19 protein-coding genes, 1 tRNA gene and 1 pseudogene are annotated in these 19,985 nt (G+C 42.7%); 7 read left to right on the forward strand and 14 right to left on the reverse strand.

The window, feature by feature from the left end; genetic code table 11:
• Positions 1-40: 40 nt before the first annotated feature.
• The 6 genes and pseudogenes from NLP_RS08820 to psbD form a co-directional block, all read right to left on the reverse strand.
• The gene (locus NLP_RS08820; RefSeq protein ID WP_104906072.1) at positions 41-742 is read right to left on the reverse strand and encodes a J domain-containing protein; all 702 of its coding nucleotides are present in this window, start codon (positions 740-742) and stop codon (positions 41-43) included.
• A 15-nt stretch (positions 743-757) separates the two neighbouring features.
• Entirely contained in the window at positions 758-1,720 is a 963-nt protein-coding gene (cysK, locus tag NLP_RS08825; RefSeq protein WP_104906073.1) for a cysteine synthase A, read from the reverse strand.
• Positions 1,721-1,798: 78 nt separating this feature from the next.
• Positions 1,799-2,008 (reverse strand): annotated as a pseudogene (locus NLP_RS08830) (transcriptional regulator); the annotation flags it as partial.
• 292 nt (positions 2,009-2,300) lie between these two features.
• Positions 2,301-4,043: an iron uptake porin gene (locus tag NLP_RS08835; protein WP_104906074.1), complete on the reverse strand. Its 1,743-nt coding sequence runs from the start codon at positions 4,041-4,043 to the stop codon at positions 2,301-2,303.
• Between the two features lie 497 nt (positions 4,044-4,540).
• Positions 4,541-4,822, reverse strand: a complete 282-nt coding sequence (locus NLP_RS08840) for a 4a-hydroxytetrahydrobiopterin dehydratase (RefSeq protein ID WP_104906075.1) — start codon at positions 4,820-4,822, stop codon at positions 4,541-4,543.
• 782 nt (positions 4,823-5,604) lie between these two features.
• Positions 5,605-6,660 carry a photosystem II D2 protein (photosystem q(a) protein) gene (gene psbD / locus NLP_RS08845; RefSeq protein ID WP_012409998.1) on the reverse strand — a complete coding sequence of 352 codons (1,056 nt, stop codon included), beginning with the start codon at positions 6,658-6,660 and terminating at the stop codon, positions 5,605-5,607.
• 444 nt (positions 6,661-7,104) lie between these two features.
• On the opposite strand from psbD, the gene NLP_RS08850 reads away from it, so the two are divergent.
• The 4 genes from NLP_RS08850 (at position 7,105) to NLP_RS08865 (ending at position 9,117) form a co-directional block, all read left to right on the forward strand.
• Positions 7,105-7,377, forward strand: a complete 273-nt coding sequence (locus NLP_RS08850) for a hypothetical protein (protein ID WP_104906076.1) — start codon at positions 7,105-7,107, stop codon at positions 7,375-7,377.
• Between the two features lie 13 nt (positions 7,378-7,390).
• Complete coding sequence (locus tag NLP_RS08855; RefSeq protein ID WP_104906077.1) at positions 7,391-8,068, forward strand: ABC transporter ATP-binding protein; 678 nt, start codon at positions 7,391-7,393, stop codon at positions 8,066-8,068.
• A 284-nt stretch (positions 8,069-8,352) separates the two neighbouring features.
• Positions 8,353-8,901: an NYN domain-containing protein gene (locus NLP_RS08860; RefSeq protein ID WP_104906078.1), complete on the forward strand. Its 549-nt coding sequence runs from the start codon at positions 8,353-8,355 to the stop codon at positions 8,899-8,901.
• Between the two features lie 144 nt (positions 8,902-9,045).
• Positions 9,046-9,117: transfer RNA gene (locus NLP_RS08865), tRNA-Asn, on the forward strand.
• 208 nt (positions 9,118-9,325) lie between these two features.
• Here NLP_RS08865 and NLP_RS08870 read toward each other — a convergent pair.
• Positions 9,326-9,565 carry a hypothetical protein gene (locus NLP_RS08870; protein ID WP_104906079.1) on the reverse strand — a complete coding sequence of 80 codons (240 nt, stop codon included), beginning with the start codon at positions 9,563-9,565 and terminating at the stop codon, positions 9,326-9,328.
• Positions 9,566-9,692: 127 nt separating this feature from the next.
• Between NLP_RS08870 and NLP_RS08875 the strand changes: the two genes are divergently transcribed.
• Positions 9,693-10,853: an AAA family ATPase gene (locus NLP_RS08875; protein WP_104906080.1), complete on the forward strand. Its 1,161-nt coding sequence runs from the start codon at positions 9,693-9,695 to the stop codon at positions 10,851-10,853.
• Positions 10,843-11,901 carry an nSTAND1 domain-containing NTPase gene (locus tag NLP_RS35770; RefSeq protein WP_325034756.1) on the forward strand — a complete coding sequence of 353 codons (1,059 nt, stop codon included), beginning with the start codon at positions 10,843-10,845 and terminating at the stop codon, positions 11,899-11,901. Before NLP_RS08875 ends, NLP_RS35770 begins: the two co-directional genes overlap by 11 nt.
• Positions 11,902-12,295: 394 nt before the next feature.
• On the opposite strand, the gene NLP_RS08885 is transcribed toward NLP_RS35770, so the two are convergent.
• Both NLP_RS08885 and NLP_RS08890 read right to left on the reverse strand, forming a co-directional pair.
• The gene (locus NLP_RS08885) at positions 12,296-13,135 is read right to left on the reverse strand and encodes a M56 family metallopeptidase (RefSeq protein WP_104906081.1); all 840 of its coding nucleotides are present in this window, start codon (positions 13,133-13,135) and stop codon (positions 12,296-12,298) included.
• Positions 13,135-13,554: a BlaI/MecI/CopY family transcriptional regulator gene (locus NLP_RS08890; protein WP_104906082.1), complete on the reverse strand. Its 420-nt coding sequence runs from the start codon at positions 13,552-13,554 to the stop codon at positions 13,135-13,137. The genes NLP_RS08885 and NLP_RS08890 overlap by 1 nt, the downstream gene beginning before the upstream one ends.
• Positions 13,555-14,035: 481 nt before the next feature.
• On the opposite strand from NLP_RS08890, the gene NLP_RS08895 reads away from it, so the two are divergent.
• The gene (locus NLP_RS08895) at positions 14,036-14,776 is read left to right on the forward strand and encodes a 2-phosphosulfolactate phosphatase family protein (protein ID WP_104906083.1); all 741 of its coding nucleotides are present in this window, start codon (positions 14,036-14,038) and stop codon (positions 14,774-14,776) included.
• Positions 14,777-14,816: 40 nt separating this feature from the next.
• Here the strand turns inward: NLP_RS08895 and rfbD are convergent, their stop codons facing one another.
• From rfbD to NLP_RS08920, 5 genes are all read right to left on the reverse strand, one after another.
• On the reverse strand, positions 14,817-15,707 hold the full coding sequence (gene rfbD, locus NLP_RS08900; protein ID WP_104906084.1) for a dTDP-4-dehydrorhamnose reductase: 891 nt from the start codon (positions 15,705-15,707) through the stop codon (positions 14,817-14,819).
• 163 nt (positions 15,708-15,870) lie between these two features.
• On the reverse strand, positions 15,871-16,416 hold the full coding sequence (gene rfbC / locus NLP_RS08905; RefSeq protein WP_104906085.1) for a dTDP-4-dehydrorhamnose 3,5-epimerase: 546 nt from the start codon (positions 16,414-16,416) through the stop codon (positions 15,871-15,873).
• Between the two features lie 118 nt (positions 16,417-16,534).
• Entirely contained in the window at positions 16,535-17,611 is a 1,077-nt protein-coding gene (locus NLP_RS08910) for a glucose-1-phosphate thymidylyltransferase (RefSeq protein ID WP_104906086.1), read from the reverse strand.
• A 91-nt stretch (positions 17,612-17,702) separates the two neighbouring features.
• Positions 17,703-18,797 carry a glycosyltransferase family 4 protein gene (locus NLP_RS08915; protein WP_104906087.1) on the reverse strand — a complete coding sequence of 365 codons (1,095 nt, stop codon included), beginning with the start codon at positions 18,795-18,797 and terminating at the stop codon, positions 17,703-17,705.
• Complete coding sequence (locus NLP_RS08920) at positions 18,797-19,978, reverse strand: glycosyltransferase family 4 protein (protein WP_104906088.1); 1,182 nt, start codon at positions 19,976-19,978, stop codon at positions 18,797-18,799. Before NLP_RS08920 ends, NLP_RS08915 begins: the two co-directional genes overlap by 1 nt.
• Positions 19,979-19,985: the final 7 nt, after the last annotated feature.

Consider the following 19,985-nt stretch of genomic DNA (forward strand, 5'->3'; position numbering starts at 1 on the left):
CCGAAATTGACCCATGCCTAATGCCCGATACCCAATCTAACTATGTAACAGATACTTGTGCCTCACAGTGCAATCTCGTAGCTATGCGGAATAGTTCATGACCTGTGTGTAAATAACGCTCATCGTAGTTCAAAGGAAAATAACCTAATTCATCGAGTCCATCTGCTACTTGATCGAGGCTGTAGTAAAGGTGAGCCGCTGTTCTTGCTAGACTAGGGGGATTTGGCAGGGAGCGAAAAGTAGTTTGTGCCTGCTTGAGGTCATCTCGACAGGTTTTTAAGTATTCCTGAAATTCATCTAACAATTCATCATCAAAGGGATCGGCAGCTAATTGTTCCATTTGTTCTTCTAACGAATAAAGAACGGTACAAAGCAAGCGATTAACTGGTTGATAAACTTGGCGCAGCCATTCTTCAACTTGCTCGTCAACATCTCGTCCAGTTTTTCGTCTTGTCTGGTAATGCTGTTGGGCTGATGCTGTACGCTGTTGGCGATCGCTATTTAATTTTTGGGATTCATTTTGCAGTTCTTGGTCGTAATTGCGGCGATTTTGGTTGTCGCCTAAGACCTCATAAGCTGCATTGATGCGGATAATCTGTTCGCGATCGGCTGTTTCCTGATTACTGTCAGGATGAAACAACTTAACCAAGCGGCGATAAGCTTGCTTAATCTCCGCAAGGCTTGCACTTGGACTAACTTTGAGAGTTTCGTAATGGTTAGAAACGTGCTTAGAATTGACCATTAATTCAATTTATCGTTAACTGACGCTAGCCGCTAGCCTTGCCTCTAGGTCTTGGAACAACGGCGTACTCAAATACCTCTCACCAAAACTGGGCTGAATCATTACAATTAAACGTCCCTGATTTTCTTGACGTTGGGCAACGCGAATTGCTGCACATAAAGCGGCTCCACTGGAAATACCAGATAGTAGCCCTTCTTCTTTTGCCAAACGCCGACTGTAGGCGATCGCTTCTTCATCGGTGACGGTAATCACTTCATCAATCAATTTTATCTTGAGTACTTGGGGAATAAACCCAGCACCAATTCCCTGGATTTTGTGGGGGCCTGGTCGTCCTCCAGATAAAACTGGGCTATTGGCTGGTTCAACAGCGATCGCCTGAGCGTTAGGCTTGCGTGCTTTAATCACTTCTGCTACACCAGTGATCGTACCACCTGTACCCACTCCTGCCACAATTATATCGACTTGTCCATCAGTATCTTCCCAGATTTCAAGAGCCGTAGTTTCCCGATGCACTTTTGCATTAGCTGGATTGCGGAACTGCTGCAACATATAAGTATTTGGTGTAGTATTAACTATCTGCTGCGCTCGTTGAATTGCCCCACTCATGCCTTCCATTCCTGGTGTTAGTTCCAGTTCTGCCCCGTATGCTCGCAACATTGCCCGACGCTCTCCACTCATCGTCTCTGGCATTGTCAAAATTAATCGATAACCCTTAGCTGCTGCTGCCATTGCTAGGGCAATTCCGGTGTTTCCAGAAGTGGGTTCTACCAATACTGTCTTCCCAGGAGTAATTAGCCCCTCCTCCTCTGCGGCGTTAATCATACTTACCCCAATCCGGTCTTTGACTGATGCCGATGGGTTCATACTTTCCAGTTTCACCAGAATTTCCGCAACACATCCTTCTGTTTGAGGAATACGGTTCAACTGCACTAGAGGGGTACGACCAACCAGTTCTGTAATGTTACGAGCTATTCGCATAAATTAGTCCTTAATTATTAATTATTTAGTTATTAGCGATTGGTCATTAGTCATCAAAAAATGACAAATCACTCTTGACTAAATGTAGTACATGATATCTAATTGCCGCCGCGAATCTCGTTTTTCACAAAGATCCTGGAGCGTATATTTTTGCAAGACGGAATTTGCCGCGCGACTTGCTTCTTGCCAAATTTCTTCTATAACTGAACTGTCTATGCTTTTTTTGGAATTAACGTTTTCTTTACCACCTCGTGCCTCTAAGCCTTCTAAACATTCCAAAATCTCAAATCCAAAATTCAAAATCTCAAATTGGTAGAGTTAAGATACTACGCAATATCTAGCTTTATACCGCCAACTTCTACTAAAAAAGCTTGCTCAGAAAAAGCTGCTCACGGTGTAAGTCACTTGTAGAGTGGGCATTACTCTGGTCTATTCATATCAAACCTGCCATAACTCCTAACTTTTCTAGTATACTCCGGTTAACTACTGGGGTTTATCCATTATTACTACTGAAAACAAAAAACCCCGCCTGATGGCGGGGAGAAATAGAGTTCAAATTTGTCAGTAGATAATCAACACTCTAGAAGGTGAAAGTAGTTCTGAGGGTACCGATAATAGCATCATCGTTATCGCTGTTTTGACCAGGAGAAGTCAACCAGATTACACCAGGGGTTACAGAGATATTATCCGACACACGATACTTGTAGAAGCCTTCAAAGTGATAAGGTATATCATTGTTGCCGCCAAAACCTGGGCGGTTAAAGGAATAGGGTTCTGCTCCAGCAAAAACACCTAAAACGTTACCCTTTTTACCGAAATCAGGTAAGGCTACTCCTAAACCGTAGCTCCAAGCTTCATAATCATCACCTGCACCAACACCTGTGACGTCATGGTAAGAGACGAAGCCACTAATGGACAGTTTGTCGCTGGGTCTGAACGCAGCCGACACACCGTAGGAGTTGCTGCTAGATGGGGTTACACCTGCTGCATTACCTAAAAAGTTAGCTTGTCCAGTACCTACATCAAAAGCTCCAGTTGCTCCGTCTCTACCAGAGTCGAATAAAGCACCACTGGCGCTATATCCGTGGACATAGGTAGCAGCTAAAGCCACGCGATCGCCAACACTAAAGTTCAACTGTCCTAAAGCAGCATAGTCACCATTGGTCAGACCTTGATTGACACCATTTTGAAGACCAGGAACATTCGCTTGTGATGCCAAATAACCCGCAGTGATTGAGCTATTTCCTAAAATACCGCCACCTTTACCAATGGGTAGAGTGAGCGCTATACCGGCACCGCCACCAATCCGATAGATGGGACTTTCAGAAGCAAAGGTAGATAAAGCGCCGTTACCACCGTCGTCAGTGTTGTCAAAAAAGTAAGGATTGTTGACAGATGCATACTGGCTATGGCGTCCGCCACTAGCTGCAATGTAAACTTGGGCTGGCCCTATGGGAGCTTCATAAGTCAAGCGGTCTACTCTGACATTGTTGTTACCATTGCCTATACCAACTTGATATGTTTGTGTGCCTTCAGCAGTACCGATGGGATTATTAGCGTCGTCAAATTGTGTAAAGGCTTGTGAATTACCTGCTGCTAGACGTGTATGTAAAACGTCTCTACCAGTGAAGCTAGTTTGCAAGTCTAAACGTACCCGATCTTGGAAGACAGTATTGTTGTTGTCACCAGTGTTACCCCCAAATACATCACTAACGGCAAAAACGGCTTCACCAACTAGTTTTGTGGTAGTGGAGAACTGATTCGCTTCCAATTCAGCAGTCCGCGCTTCTAAGGAATCTACGCGACCGCGTAGGGTTGCCAATTCGGCGGAAAATTCTTCTTGTAACCGTTGTAAGGTCGCTAAATCTTGTTTAGTCACCAAGTCAGCTGTTGCTGTGGCAATCAATTCGTTAACCCGATCCAAACAAGCATTCAAACCAGCGGCAAATTCATAACGGGTCAAAGCACGATTACCACGATAAGTGGCATTCGGATAACCTGCAATACAACCATAGCGCTCAACCAAGGACTGCAATGCTTGGAATGCCCAGTCAGTAGGTTGTACATCGGAAAATTGAGAAACTGATGTTACTTGGGACTGAGAGTTATTTTGATTACCTTCGTTACTATAGCGGTTAACTTGATCTATGGTTGTTTGAGCCAATACTTCTGGCTGTTGGGCAACTTCGGTTACACCTAGTTGTTTAGCTGATGATACTTCTGTGGTTGGGTTTGGGGCCGCCATTGCTGCGGTTGAAACTAACAACGTTGCTCCCAAAACTGCTGGACTAACCACTAAGGATTTCCACAACAGATTAGACATCTTTACCTTACTCCTCACACCTTGTTTAGATAATTGATTTCGTTGCACCTAATTCTCGAAAATGCGACATCTCATTCAAACCTGTGAATGAGACATAGTTGCCACTACTACAATTCTAGTTTTTGCAAAGCTAATAAACGATTAACTTGGGGTTAAAAACTGATGTGATTAACTTATGCAAAAACATATCTTTATATCATAACATTATAAAACATCCGATCTAGATGGCAAGATTGGAGCGATCGCCTTAATAACTGTCACACATACTTATCTAAATATCTAAGCAGGGGGTAGGGTTTGGGTGATTCACTCTCTACGCAGGCTAAATTGCTGAAAGCTTTAGACCTTTAGACACTTAGCAGTTTGCCATCAAAAATCGCTTCTTGCACTTACCCCTAATATAAATCTCACGCTAGTTAGAACACACTGACTCGGCGATACAAAGCTTATATCGTAGTGACTTCCTGTCGTCTGGTGCAAGATTTAGAAGAAATCACTTAGTCGATCTGGGAAATCACTCGTGCTAGATCAAAGTCTAGCTGCGTCAATCCGCCTGCATCATGTGTTATGAGTGTAATCTTTACTTTATTGTAGGAAATCTCTATATGTGGATGATGTCCAGCTGACTCAGCAGGTTCAACCAGCTTATTGACAAACTCAATTGCTTCAATAAAATCTTTGAATGTGCCGGTAATCTGCAACTTGGAGTCTTGAACAGTCCAATCTGTCAGACTCTTTACCTGTTCTTGAATTTCCGCTTCGGTGAGTAGTTCTGCCATATCAAGAAAATCTTACTTATATATTTTGTTACATTTTGCATTTGACAAAGGCAAACCTCTTTTATTCTCCACACAGAAAGTATAAGAGGATAAATTAGGGCAATAACGCGTGTGTCTAGATTTAAATCAGACTTGACAGATATATAATATTGCTCACATCTAGTCAGACTCTAAGATTTAATGCAAGATATTTATTCTTATTTAAGAAAACTTAAATGGGTTGGCTTTGTCGGCGGCAGGCTCGCTATTTAACTTTTCAAAAGTAACCATTGATAAAGCAAAATCACCCATAAAAAACTATCCGCCCTGATTTAGATCGGATGATCTAAGTCAGGGCGGTCTAGCGGGTCTTCAGGTTGCAACCAGACTGCCGGAAGGAACTCCGAGCTTGCCTAGCTACTTGAGCTAACTTAGTATCTCAAAGATAACTAAGGCTAACTTTTAGAGAACAGCTCCGGCACACAGCCGGCTAACTGCAACCTGATGACCCATGCATTTACTACTTTCTATCATGGGCATCACCTCCTTATTGCCTAAACGGTCTTAGTTTCAAAAGGGCAGAGGATTTACTCTGGGTTCATAACCTATAAATAATATAACATATAAATTTAGAGATATTAAACATATATAGAAAAAATCTCCCACCTTTTGATGAGAGATTTCTGGAGAATGTTGAAAATTGACACTTTATTGGCTGATTACAAGGAGATTATTTTAAATCTGGGTGTGTCAATTTTTGCCAACCACAAACCTGATATTAGGTCATGGTCAAATTTGAATTCTTAGAGAGCGTTACCGCGAGGTAGAACTTCTTCAGGGAATACAAATTGTTCGTGGGGTTGATCTTGAGGAGCCATCCAAGCGCGGATACCCTCGTTCAGCAAAATATTTTTGGTATAGAAGGTTTCAAACTCAGGGTCTTCCGCCGCCCGTAATTCTTGGGAGACGAAATCATAAGCCCGCAGGTTGAGTGCTAAACCGACGATGCCGACGGCACTCATCCACAAGCCTGTGACTGGCACGAACAACATAAAGAAGTGCAACCAGCGCTTGTTAGAGAAAGCAATCCCGAAAATCTGTGACCAGAAACGGTTTGCCGTCACCATTGAGTAGGTTTCTTCCGACTGGGTAGGATTGAAGGCGCGGAAGGTGTTAGCACCATCACCATCTTCAAACAAGGTGTTTTCTACTGTGGCTCCGTGAATGGCGCACAATAAAGCACCACCCAATACTCCAGCAACACCCATCATGTGGAAGGGGTTGAGTGTCCAGTTGTGGAACCCTTGCAGGAATAGTAGGAATCGGAAAATTGCCGCGACGCCAAAGCTGGGTGCAAAGAACCAGCTAGATTGTCCCAAGGGGTACATCAGGAATACGCTGACGAATACTGCAATCGGAGCTGAGAAGGCGAGAGCATTATAAGGACGTATCCCTACTAGACGGGCAATTTCAAATTGCCGCAACATGAAGCCAATCAAACCGAAGGCTCCATGTAACGCCACGAATGGCCACAAGCCTCCCAATTGGAACCAACGGGTGAGGTCGCCTTGAGCTTCTGGCCCCCACAACAGCAATAGGGAGTGTCCCATGCTGTCGGCGGGGGTGGATACTGCCACTGTCAGGAAGTTAGCACCTTCTAGGTAGGAGGAGGCTAATCCGTGGGTGTACCAAGAGGTAACGAAGGTGGTGCCAGTCAGCCAACCGCCTAGTGCTAGGAAGGCGCAGGGGAACAATAGTATCCCTGACCAACCTACGAATACGAAGCGATCGCGCTTGAGCCAGTCGTCTAGAACGTCAAACCACCCTCTACTGGGCGCGCGTCCAACTGCGATGGTCATTAGAGCAAATCTCCAAATGTTTATAAGTACAGGTTGTATCTCTATTATAGACGCCCACAAAAAAGCCTTCTATAAGCAGAAAGTTAACCAGGTTGTTAACCTAGTTTACAATTTTTTACACACCTTTAATCATATTAGGTGTAAATTGCTAATTTTTCTAGGGGTTTTCTCATAAAAATTAATTTTTGATTCAGATGAGGTGATAAATGAACAGTAGGGAATAGGGAATGAGGAGCAGAGGGGCATACTTCGACTCCCTTCTCTACGAGAGGCTGCGCCAACGACTACCAAGAGGGCAAGTCGCTCAGTAACCGGAGGGGCAGAGGAGTAGTGAAAGAAATAACTAATGCCCAATGCCCCATTCCCCATGCCCAATCCTCATTTCCCTAGAATCACTCAGCTGACGCTAAAATGAGTCCACAGTTAAAGAAAGATTATTGCTAAATGTTTACCATCGATTTAAGCATCAGAAACACTGCTTTCCCTATCTCAGTACAACGTAAGTCAGCAGAGGATGCTGAGGCTATCTATCAGCTAATTTTGGCAGCAATCCGTTCTGGGAACCCTGACATTATAGAACTCAAGTGCGAAGGCAAGACAGAGAAAAAAATTGCTGTCCGCGCTAGTGAAATTTCTGGGGTACAGATTGTTCAGAAAGATGGTACAACCCCTGGTGGCGGCAGACCACCTGGCTTTTTCGCTGTAGCTGCTGAGTAACCAAGGTTGACAAATGGCTCAAGTGGGCATTGAGGTCAAAGATTTAAATTTCAGTTGGCCTAATGGAGAGAAAGTTATCAAATCTTGCTCTTTAGAAGTACCCAAAGGTGAGTTTTGGATGCTCTTGGGTACAAATGGCAGTGGAAAATCTACGTTACTAAGATTGCTGGCGGGGTTATTAGCTCCTGCATCTGGCGAAATTCGGATTTTACACCCCGTTGGTTTTGTCTTCCAAAATCCGGATCATCAACTGGTGATGCCAACGGTTGGTGCTGATGTGGCTTTTGGATTGGTGGAAGAAAAGTTGCCACCTGCTGCTACCAGAGCCAGGGTTGAGGAGGCACTAGGGGCGGTGAATTTGCTTACCCTGCAACGACGCCCTATCTATGCACTCTCTGGGGGACAAAAACAACGAGTAGCGATCGCAGGTGCGATCGCCCGTCGCTGTGAAGTCTTATTATTAGATGAACCCACTGCCTTACTAGATCCAGATAGCCAGTTGGATTTAGTTGCTGGTGTCCGTCGCCTTGTCAAAAGTCGAGGTATTACAGCCCTGTGGGTGACACATCGATTAGATGAGTTAAATTACTGTGACGGCGCTTTCTTGCTAGAAAAAGGCTCTCTGGTAGATAGCGGTGAAGCCCAACGTCTTAAGCAACGTCTGATGGAGGTACACAGCGAAGCCTCCTAATTGATTGCTGAGTGCTGAGTTCTGAGTAACGAGTGCTGAGTAAATAAGTAAAATTCCTTGCACCCCCGCTATCGCTAACAGCACTCCTGAATACTACTAAAAAAGAACTGTAACGCGCCTTTGTTTAAAAGGCGCGTTTTAAGTTGGTGCGTCTATCTGAGGTTTGAGTTTTGTGAGGCTACGTATTTTTTATTTTGTGTAACATAGTGTTACAGACAATGCATCAATTATTATAAAACTTATGAATGAATTTTGTTAACTCTAGAAAATTGTGATTAAAAACCATGCCCCGTTCCTTACTCCAAGCCGTTTTGTTAGTGGACGGCTACAATATCATAGGCGCTTGGCCTTGCCTTAAAAAAACGCGTGATAGCGTTGGATTAGAGGCAGCACGGGGTGAACTTGTAGAAGCGATGACTAATTATAGTGCGTTTCAAGGTTACACAACTCAGATAGTTTTTGATGCCCAATATCAGAACACCTCTAGTAATAAAGAAATTATTACTGAGCTTTTATCTGTTTATTACACTGATTTTGGGCAAACCGCAGATACTTATATTGAAAAATCCTGCGCTTGTTTTCGCCAGCAAATAGCTCAATCTTTGATTTCTCGTGTGATTGTTGCTACTTCAGATCGGGCACAGCAGTTGATGATACAGGGGTATGGAGCTGAATGGTTGTCAGCACAACAACTCTGTGGGGAAGTGGAAGCTACTGTCTGCCGGATGCGACAAAAGTATCATACGCGCAAACAATCTAAGAGTAGGTTTTTAGCTAATGCCATTGATGCAAAGGCGCGGCAGCGTTTGGCTGAATTACGAATGGGATTATAGGGATTTAGTATTTAACAGTCTCTGCTTAAGTTCCTGAATAGATTTTGGCTGTAAAAATTATCTAAATTAAATATCTAAAAAAAATATTGGCGAAACTACTTGCCAAATCCGATTTTTAGCCCTAAGATTATAAATCGTGAGTGATCCTCAGTAGCTCAGTGGTAGAGCGATCGACTGTTAATCGATTGGTCGCTGGTTCGAATCCAGCCTGGGGAGTTTAGTAATTTTAGATTTTAAATTTTGGATTCTAGATTATCCATCAGAGGTTTGTGGTCGCTTGACTCGGCTTTTGGTAAGGATTTGGGCATAAATTTACAAGACTTTAGAGCAGTATGAGTATTTGGCAAAGGTGCTAAAGGCGTTGCTCTGAGGTTAATCTGATTTCAGGAAGCTGGCGATCGCTTCAATGGTTTGTTCTGGACTCTTAAGCAGTAAACATTGGGCCAGCAGCCAAATAAATATTTTTGTCAGATACCAAGTTTAAGACAATATTATAACTGCTTGAACTTGTACCTGTTACTGTGTCAATTGCAACTGCATCCATATTCAGCCCTGATATTTCTGAAAGTTTAGCTTCAATAACTTTTTGCCCAAGCCAACCTTTACGTTCGATAGTTGCTTTGTCAAGAGTTTTATCGAAAATGCAAATAATTATGTTATTCATCAGCAGATAAATAATGCAAACAGAGAAATGCACATACCCAAGAACTAGATCGCAAAGACATTATCGGGCTAGTGCTATTCTTTTAGGTGATTGCACTTAAATTGCTGAAACTAGGATAACGCTTTACATGACTTCTGGAGCGCTGCCTGACAATCCTTTTGTGGCTGCGGGGATGATTGAAGATCCCAGGCTGTTTGTTGGTCGTAAAGATGAATTACACGCGATCGCATCTCGCATGAAGGGCGATCAGCCTACAAGTATTAATATAGTTGGCGAGAAGCACATTGGTAAATCTTCGTTGCTGCATTATTTTGTTCTGACTTGGCAGCAGCGAGTATTAAACAGCAGTAGTTATGTGGTAATTTACCTCCCGTTACGGGGTGTAGATTGCCAAACTGAAACGGGTTTCTATGAAGCTGTAGCCGAAGGTTTACTCAGTCACGTTCCGGGATGGCAACAACGCAGTCTGCAAAATCCTTGGAAGACTAAACCGCTTAATTGTCAAGCATTTTCAGATGCGGTTAAGCAATGGAAACAGCAAGGGAAGTTACCCGTTCTCTGTTTGGATGATTTTGAAAGCCTTTTGAAATATCCCGATAAATTCGATAATGGATTTTATGACAATTTGCGATCGCTGATGGATAGCAATGCCTTGATGCTAGTGGTGGCTTCCCGTGAACGACTGGATGTTTATGCTAACGAGCATCGGTTTGTCTCTAGGTTTTTCAATATTGCTCACACGATTTCTTTGAATGAACTAACTACAGATGAGGCTATTGAACTGTCGCGCTTACCAACTCGCTCTACAAATGGTGCAGCTTTGAGTGTAGATGAACAGAATCATGCCCAGCAGTGGGGTAATCGTCATCCTTATAAGTTGCAATTGGCTGGTTACTATTTGTGGGAAGCACGTCAACAAGGCAAGGATATCAAGTGGGCGAAACAGCAGTTTAAACAACAGCTTGCAGATCCTAAATCTAAAGTAAAAGGAAAGTGGTGGCAATCATTGCTGGGTTTGTTATGGGATATACCGTTGCGTCTGGGTCGTGTAGCCGCATTCATTGGTGCGAGTTGGGATGATGTTAAAAGCAGAATTACCGGAATGTTGATTCTGCAACGCATTATGCCAACTGGGGCAAAGTCTAGCTTTGACAAAAGATGCTCGCGTTGCTGTCTCTTTTGGCAATACTGCACAAAGCTGGCTAACTATATTAGAGACGGCGCAGCGCACTTTAAACGAACAGGCACAGCGATCGCAAGAAATTCGGCAAGTTTATATTGCTGGTAACTCCCTAGACCCGGAAACAGCGAAGAATCGTTTCAAAGGGCGAATTGATATATTTCGGGAAATTGAAACTTTGGCACTTTCTGAGCAACCGCCAGTGCTGTTACTCTATGGTGGGCGGAGGACAGGGAAAACCTCAGCGCTGAAATATCTACCTTATAGAATACAAGCAAATATTGTACCTTTGCTGGTAGATTTACAGGGTGCAGCATCAGCGACAACGTTAAAAGGATTGGCTGAAAATTTAGCTCAACAAATTATCGAAGCTGCACGGCGATTACCCCGCAAAGTATACTTGCCTAATCCAGATGCCAGTAGACTAGCTGAAGATCCATTTCCAGCGCTGCAAACTTGGTTAGGAGAAATAGAACGCAGCAACTCCGATAAGCAATTTCTCCTCTGTTTGGATGAATATGAACGCCTGGGTGAAGTAGTGAAAGCAACAAGCAGCCGTGCGCCGCTCAATTTTATCCGTAACCTGCTGCAACACCAACGCAAGTGGATTTTACTTTTTAGTGGTTCACAGGAGTTATCTGAACTTGATGATTACTGGAGTGACTATCTAATTAACACCCGTGCTTTGCGAATGACTTACCTGCACGAGTTAGAAGCCCGCGATTTGATTCAACAGCCAGTAGAGAACTTCAGCGATATCTATGAACCAACAGCTGTAGATGAAATTATCCAACTTACTCGCTGTCAACCTTATCTCGTTCAGTTGGTGTGTTATGAGTTAGTCGAGTTGCTAAACCGCGATATCAGAAGAAACAGGCGAGAAGCAGATACAGCAAAAGCTACTGCACAGGATGTTAAAGAAGTTATACCTGTTGTGCTAGAGCGAGGCGATCAGTATTTTCGGGAATTATGGACGAGTTTAACAGATAGCGATCGCTCTCTCCTGCGCCGGATAATTTACGGGGAAACTCCCGCACAGCAAGACAAAGGCGTTGTCCGCAAACTAACGCGAAAAGAGATTTTGACTCAAGAAGGCAATGCTTTTCAAGTGCCTTTGGTGCAAAAATTTATAGAACAGTTGCTAGAAGAAGAATAAGCGATCGCTACACTAGTACAGCGCGGCATATAATTCGTAATTACTGCTTGTTAATTTGTTCTTAATACCAATTTAATTAATGATTGCAACACATCCTTGAGTAAAGACGCGATGAATCGCGTCTCTACAGGTGGTCTATTTGTCGCATTCTTTTTCAAATTGGTATAACATCACAATTTTAGTTACAAACACTACGTTTTCATTAACAACACTACGAGTTTCGTTACCAACGCTACAAGTTTCGTTACAAACGCTACGAGTTTCGTTAGCAACGCCACGATTTTCGTTACAAACAAGATGATTTTTGTTACAAACACCACGATTTTGTTACAAACATCATAATTCTCGTTACAAACATCACGATTTAGTGCTGTAATAGCTTGCTAAATTCAACTTAACTATGAAATATCACAGTCAGTAGAGGCAAAAACGCCAATAGAAAGCCATGCCAGGATTGCAATTTAGCTTCTGGGGTTGCTTCTGGTGGTGCTAATAAAGCTTCTACTCTTTGTTCTAAGCGATCTGCACCAGAGGAACCTAATGCAGCACAGCAAATTTCCGATAAAACGGGACTGCTACTAACTACTAATAAAAGTGATTCCGCTAATACCAGAGGGTCTACCTGCAATGCTGCATAACCATCGGCACGGAGTTCGCGCAAAGCTAACAATTCTTCCCACAAAGGCTCTGTATTCGGCAACCATGCTGTGCAGGAACGCACCCAACCCAGCCAGAAAAACCAGAACGTATCCCTGTAATGGTGATGCCCTTGCTCATGGGCTAAGACGCTTTCTAAATGAGCGGGTGAGAGAGTTTGCACTAATCCTTGGCTAACCACTAGTTCTGGTTGCCAAAAACCAATTTGACCTGCGAACAGCGCCCCCGTTTGCAGCAGTCTGGCTCGTCTATCGCCAACATTCACTAAGGGGCAGTTACGGGCAGATTCTACAGACTGCCAACCTTGGAAAGCAAGTTTAATGCATGAAATGGCAAAAAATGCCAAATAAATTAATGCTAGTAAATAGCTAATCGAGCCTGTATACATTCCGCCCATTTGTCCTTGAGGCCCCATGAACAGCACAGCGATCGCAGTCATGAAAATTAGCAAGGGCGGAAAGAGAAACAAAAATAGCGATCGCTGCCACCGCCGATTCCAACTAGCTTGGGGTTGATTCCAGGAGGATCTTAACCACCAGGCAACTGCCAAAGCATTCAAAATCATTATTAGATGCATCATTGTTCCTCCCTGGCTTGGCGTGCAGATTGAATGCGTTTAGCGATCGCTGCTATTTGCTCGCTAGCTGCTTCATCCAGACTATCAGCAAAGGCTGCGACAACATCGGGATTCCCCACTGCCAAAAATCGCTGTAACTGCTCGTGAGCTTTGATGACTTCTGATTGCTGCTTACTCAGCATTGGCCGCCAATAGAATGCCCGCTCTTTCTTGTCGCAAGCCAGCCAACCTTTATCAGTGAGGCGACGTAAAATGGTGGTGACAGAAGTATACGCTAATTCGCGGTTGGGATCGGCGAGGATGCGATCGTGTACATCCTTGACTGTGGCTGAACCAAGTTCCCAAATGATATTTAAAATTTCCGCTTCTAACGGGCCTAAAGATAGTTGTTTCGGGCGGTAGTCGGGTAAAGGTGCCATAGCAATTTCAATGGGGAGTGGGGAGTGGGAGAGACGCGATTAATCTCGTCTGTACTGGGGAGTAGGGAATGAGTGAATATCCGTCCCTTTGGGCTGTAACCTTGAAGCTGTAACTTTTTCCCCTTTTAGAAGGTCTGTTCTTGTTTTAGATTACAAGATAGTGCAGCAAGGCTGAAAGTCTAAAATCATAAAAATGGGCTTTTTGAATATTGATTAGGGATTGAAAAGAGACACAGGGGCAGAGGGGAAAGAACTTGTACAATAACTCTCCCCTGCGCCCCTGCTCCCGTTCGGCTACGCTTACGGCAAGCCTGCTCCCCTGCTTCTTCCCCAGTCCCCACTTCCATCTATGTATTGAATGAGATACATTCTGTATTTTGATGATAAAAAATTTTCCTGGAGCAATTGTAACTAAGTTAGTGACACCAACTAGGTAGAATGTTATTTGCGACAGTATTATTAAACTAGGTGTATCCAGCGCGTGAAGCTATTCGTATACCACACTCCTGAATTGACTCCAACGGATAAAGCGCCAGAATGTGCGATCGCAGTCGATGTCTTGCGAGCTACTAGCACAATTGCGACAGTTTTGGCATCTGGAGGTGAAGCTGTACAAGTATTCAGCGATTTAGATCGGTTAATTGAAGTTAGCGAAAAATGGCCCCCTGAAAAACGTCTACGGGCTGGAGAACGCGGCGGCGCGAAAGTAGCTGGTTTTGAGTTGGGTAACTCTCCTCTCGACTGCACACCAGAATTAGTACAGGGGCGGCGTTTGTTTATCAGTACCACAAATGGCACTCGTGCTTTACAACGGGTACAAGACTCCCCAAATCTATTAGCAGCAGCCTTGATTAACCGGGCGGCGGTGGTGCAATTTCTCTTAGATAAGCAACCAGAGACAGTGTGGATTGTCGGTTCAGGTTGGGAAGGCAGTTTTTCTTTAGAGGATACAGTTTGTGCGGGTGCGATCGCTCATAGTATTTTGCAGCAAAGCAACTTGTCACCAGAAGAACTCGCTGGTAACGATGAAGTAATTAGTGCGATCGCTCTTTACTCTCAATGGCAAGATAACTTATTGGGATTACTTCACCAAGCTAGTCACGGTCAACGATTGTTGCGCCTTGACTGTCAAGAAGATTTAAAATATTGTTCCCAAACTGATATTTTAGATGTCTTGCCCATACAACATGAAATAGGAGTATTAAAAAGTCAAAAGAAATAAGGAATAAAAAGATGAGGGGGGTAAGGAAAATCACAATGCCCTATGCCCCATGCCCAATTTTCAAATCTGTGAGCATTTGCCCAAGTCTTTGTCGCCAATGGGAAGGATAAGTCCCTAAAATTGTGGAAATTTTTCCACAAGCAAGGACGGAATAAGCAGGGCGACGGGCTGGTGTGGGATATTCGGCAGTTGTAATGGGGACAATACGTTCAACTTTCAAAGGGAAGTCTAACTGTTGTGCTTCTTCAAAAATAGTAACGGCAAAGTCATACCAGCTAGCAACGCCGCTATTAGTGTAATGATAAATGCCGCTAATTTCTGGGGTTAACTGGGGAATTATCTGGGCTATAACTGCCGCTATATCTTGTGCCCAAGTCGGGCTACCAATTTGATCGGCGACAACACGGAGTTCTTGGCGTTCTGCACCTAGTCGCAGCATGGTTTTGACAAAGTTACTTTTGCCAAAAGTTCCATAAACCCAAGCAGTGCGGAGAATGAAGTGATGAGTGCAAGTTTTCCGAATAGCTTCTTCCCCAACGAGTTTGGTTTTACCGTAAACACTCAAAGGATTAGTCGCATCGGTTTCCTGGTAAGGGGTACACCCATTACCATCAAAAACGTAATCGCTCGAAATATGAATTAGAAAAGCTCCTAATTTTTGGCTTTCTTGGGCAAGAATTAGGGGTGCAGTAGCATTAATAGCGGTAGCAAGTTCGGGTTCGCTTTCGGCTTTGTCTACAGCAGTATAAGCGGCGGCATTAATGATGATTTGCGGCTGCTTGGATCTGATAACTTTGCGGAGGGTATCAGGTTGAGCAAGGTCTACTGTTGGGCGTGCTACTGAGATAATATCGCCATAAGATGAGAGTATTTGTTGTAGTTCCTTACCCACTTGACCGTTGCTACCAATCAGCAAAATTGATTTACTCATAGTCATTTGTCATTTGTCATTTGTCCAAGAGAAGCCACGCCCACTCTTTAACGTAGTTTGAATTAGTCCGATGAAAGACAAAGTTTTTCCGCCCACTATAAAAGTAAGTTTAGGGTATATCAAGAGGCGGGGTATGTAATAAAATCCAATGACCAATGACTACTTAATCAAATACTTCAGCAGTTTTCAAAAGTTTACCCGCTTGGTCTTTAGCTGATAAAATTGGTGGCGCACTCAGGGGCCAATCTATCGCTAAATCTGGATCGTTCCATAGAATTGTGCGATCGCTTCGGGGCGCGTAGTAATCTGTAGTTTTGTAGAGAACTTCGGCTATTTCTGAAACTGCAAGAAAACCATGAGCGAAGCCTGGTGGTATCCACAGTAAGCGTTTGTTTTCAGCACTGAGTTCAGAACCTATCCACTTACCAAAAGTGGCCGAGCTTTTTCTAATGTCTACGGCTACGTCAAAAATAGTACCGAAAACAACACGGATGAGTTTCCCTTGTGGTTGTTGGATTTGGTAGTGCAATCCACGTAGGACGTTTTGCTTAGAGCAAGAGTGGTTATCTTGGACGAAGTTCGTAACAATCCCTATGTCTTGAGCAAATCTTTGGTGGTTGTAAGCTTCAAAAAAGAAACCGCGATCGTCTGCAAATACTTGGGGTTCAAATTGTAGAACTTCAGGAATTTTGGTATGTACAATGCTCATTAATATTATTTATAGGATGTGCCACAGTGTTCTGATTGTTAGATGAATTTCGCATTCATATTTTACAGGCACTGTGTTCCAACTTTGACGGTGGCTTGTCCTATTTGTAACAAGTAAATCACGTTAGTTCAATTTGACAGTCATCGCCAATCATAAATCGCAAGGCTTTAGGGCGACGAGGTGCAAGACTCAATTGTGCCCTTTGTCCAATCACACTATCAATAATACGCTGATGGATTCCGGCAATTTTAGCACCTTCTAAAATAACGCTGTGTTCTAAATCAGTATCAATAAGTGTGACATTGTTAGCGATGCTACTATAAGGCCCAATAAAGCAGTTTTCTAAATGACAATTGCTACCAATGACTACTGGCCCCCGAATTGTGCAGTTAATTACTTTAGATTTTGCACCGATTTGGACTCGTCCAATAATCTGACTTTGGGCATCGATTTCGCCCAGAACTGATGCTGTTAGATAGGTATCGAGAATCAATCTATTAGCTTCTAATAAATCATCTTTTTTACCAGTATCTAACCACCAGCCTTGGAGATTGTGGGCTATGACCTGCTTTTGCTGATTAATCAGGTATTGAATAGCATCAGTGATTTCCAACTCGCCTCTGGTGGAAGGTTGGATATTTGCGATCGCATCATAAATGAGGTGAGAAAAGAAATAAACTCCTACTAATGCCAGATTTGAAGGAGGAACTTTGGGTTTTTCAATTAACTGTAATACCCGTCCTGTTTCATCCACCTGAGCCACACCAAAGGCACTAGGGTTAGCAACTGAACGTAAGAGAATCAAAGCATCTGGCTGTTGTTGGCTAAATTGTTGCAGAAAGTAACGTAACTCACCTAGTTGAATCAGGTTATCGCCCAAGTACATGACAAAGGGAGAATCTCCTAAAAAGGGACGAGCGACTTGGACGGCGTGAGCAAGTCCAAGTGGCTGCTCTTGTATGATGTAGGTGATGTTTGCTCCAAAGTTTTCTCCATTTCCGGTTTTCCCTTGGACTTCTGCCCCGGTTTCTGGACTGATGATGATGCCAATATCAGTAATACCAGCCGCGACCATTTCTTCAATGCCATACCATAAAACAGGTTTGTTAGCAACTGGGACAAGTTGTTTTGCCCCGCTGTAGGTGAGGGGACGTAAGCGTGTGCCTTTACCGCCAGAAAGAATGAGTGCTTTCATAAGGATTTAGGATTAATTACAAGTCAATAGTCAAGATAATCGGAAAACTTGACAGAATCCCAAATCATTGCATTTAAATTCTGGCGTTAGCTTATATGTAACGAGATAACACTTCGGCGGTTGCTTTTCCTGTTTTTTCCCAACTGAATTGTTGAGAGTGAGTGATACCTTGGCTAGAAAGGCGCGATCGCAATTCTGAATTAGTTGCGATCGCCTGCATCGCCTCTGTAATTTCTCCGGTGTTGTAGGGATTGACTAGAATCGCCGCATCGCCAGCGACTTCAGGTAATGAGGAGAGATTGGAGGTAATGACGGGAGTACCACAAGCCATTGCTTCGAGGACAGGTAAACCAAAACCTTCCCAGAGACTGGGGAAAACCAGAGCGATCGCTTGATTGATGATTTTTGGCAATTCGCTGTAAGGTACATAGTCAAGAAACTTTACCTGATTAGTTACACCCAATTCTGCAACTTGCATTTTTAAAATCGGGGTGTAACGCGAATCAATTGGCCCTACTAACCAGAGTTCATAGTCTTTGCAATTAGGTAACGCCGCAAAAGCACTGATGAGTCGCTGGATGTTTTTGTATGGATCTTGGCGTCCAATGTAGAGAAAGTAGTTGCGGGTGGGAAGGTTGAGAGGAAGGAAGTGAGTGCGATCGTGCGCTAAAGGAATTGGAGTAATTTTACTGGCGGGAATTTGGTAAAAATCGGTGATATCTTTAGCCGTAGTCTGGGAGATGCAAATAATGTGTTGTGCTTGCTTAAGAATTTGGGGAGTGTAGTAGCGGTGGTAGGCTGTGAGTGGTGAGAAGCGTTTGGCAAAACGCAACGGTATCATATCAAAACATGTGACAACAAAACGACAGTCAGTATAAAGGGGTGCTTCCGGTAGCGGGGAGAATAAAAGACTAGATTTGAGATTTTTATATATTTGTGGTAATTGAAATTGTGTCCAAATCAGGCGCTTAAAATGACCTTTTGTGCCGTGGTCTGGTGTTAAGTTTGACGGAATTGGATAGTAGTCAAAATCAGGATATTTTTGCGCTAATAATAGAGTGGGTTGCAAAGATTTTAAATAAGGAAAAAGGTTTTGAGCATAGTTGCCTATACCCGTTGGTTTAGACAATAGAATAGATAAGTTAATAATTAATTGTTTGGCAGAGGTATTATCTACTATTTTCATTAAATAATGGTTCTGTAAGCGTTTAATGTTTCTTTTGCCGTTCTTTCCCAAGAAAATAATTTTGCTCTGGCTTTCCCTTTATTAATTAATTCTTGGCGTAACTGGGAATCACTGATTACTTTCAGGATAGCTTCGGCTAGTTGAACAGGATCACTGGGGTCAATTAATATAGCAGCATCTCCTGAAACTTCTGGTATTGACGAAGTATTAGAAGTAACGACTGGAGCGCCTAGCGTCATTGCTTCCAATACGGGTAAACCAAACCCTTCGTAGTGAGATGGATAAACAAAGACATCAGCTTTTGAATAAAATAATGCTACTAATTCATCAGATAAGTAGTCAAGATGATGAATTTGGCTTTTCCAAGGTGAACTCTCAATGTCAGCAAATATTGGATCGTAATTCCAACCTTTTTTACCAATTAATATTAATTGATGCTCAATTTTGTATTTTTTCTTTAATAAATTAAAAGCATAGATAATAGCATTAATATTTTTCCTTGGTTCGATTGTACTAACAAAAAGTAGATACGGGTTTGAAAAATCGTAATTAACCTGCTTTTCTAAAGCCGCAATATTTTTTTTATCAGATAAATAATTAGGACTGTAGCGACTAGCTAAAGGAGTAACATAAACTTTTTTGGGATCTACTTGTAAATACTCAATAATGTCTTTTCTAGAACTTTCTGAAATTGTCAAAACTAAGTCTGTCCATTGTAAACATCGTTTAACTTTTTCTGCATATCTTTTTACAACTGAATCTATATAATTTGGATATTTAATAAAAGTTAAATCATATATATTCATTACCTTTAGACTATTATTACAAGGATAAACAGAGTAATTTGTTCCATGTAATAAATTTGGGTAATCAAAACTTTGTTCAAAATATGTTTGAAAATAATATAGAAATAAATTTGAAACTTGAGTTGATGTTAATAATAAATCCGAGACTCTGACAGGTATAGGCAGTAAATAAATATGAGAATATTCATTTAAACAAGTAGGTACAGTTCCTTTGCCTAGAAGCCAATTTTTGAAGCCTGGTTGATAGGCAATACCCAGTTGAAACTCTTCTTGAAACTGTAAAGCATTAAGTGAGCGAATTAGATTAGCAACATAAAAGCCAACTCCACTAGGTTTTGGAAATACTGGGGTGGCATCAACTACAATTTTTAGCATCAGAATA

This window comes from Nostoc sp. 'Lobaria pulmonaria (5183) cyanobiont' (assembly GCF_002949795.1).
GTDB lineage: Bacteria > Cyanobacteriota > Cyanobacteriia > Cyanobacteriales > Nostocaceae > Nostoc.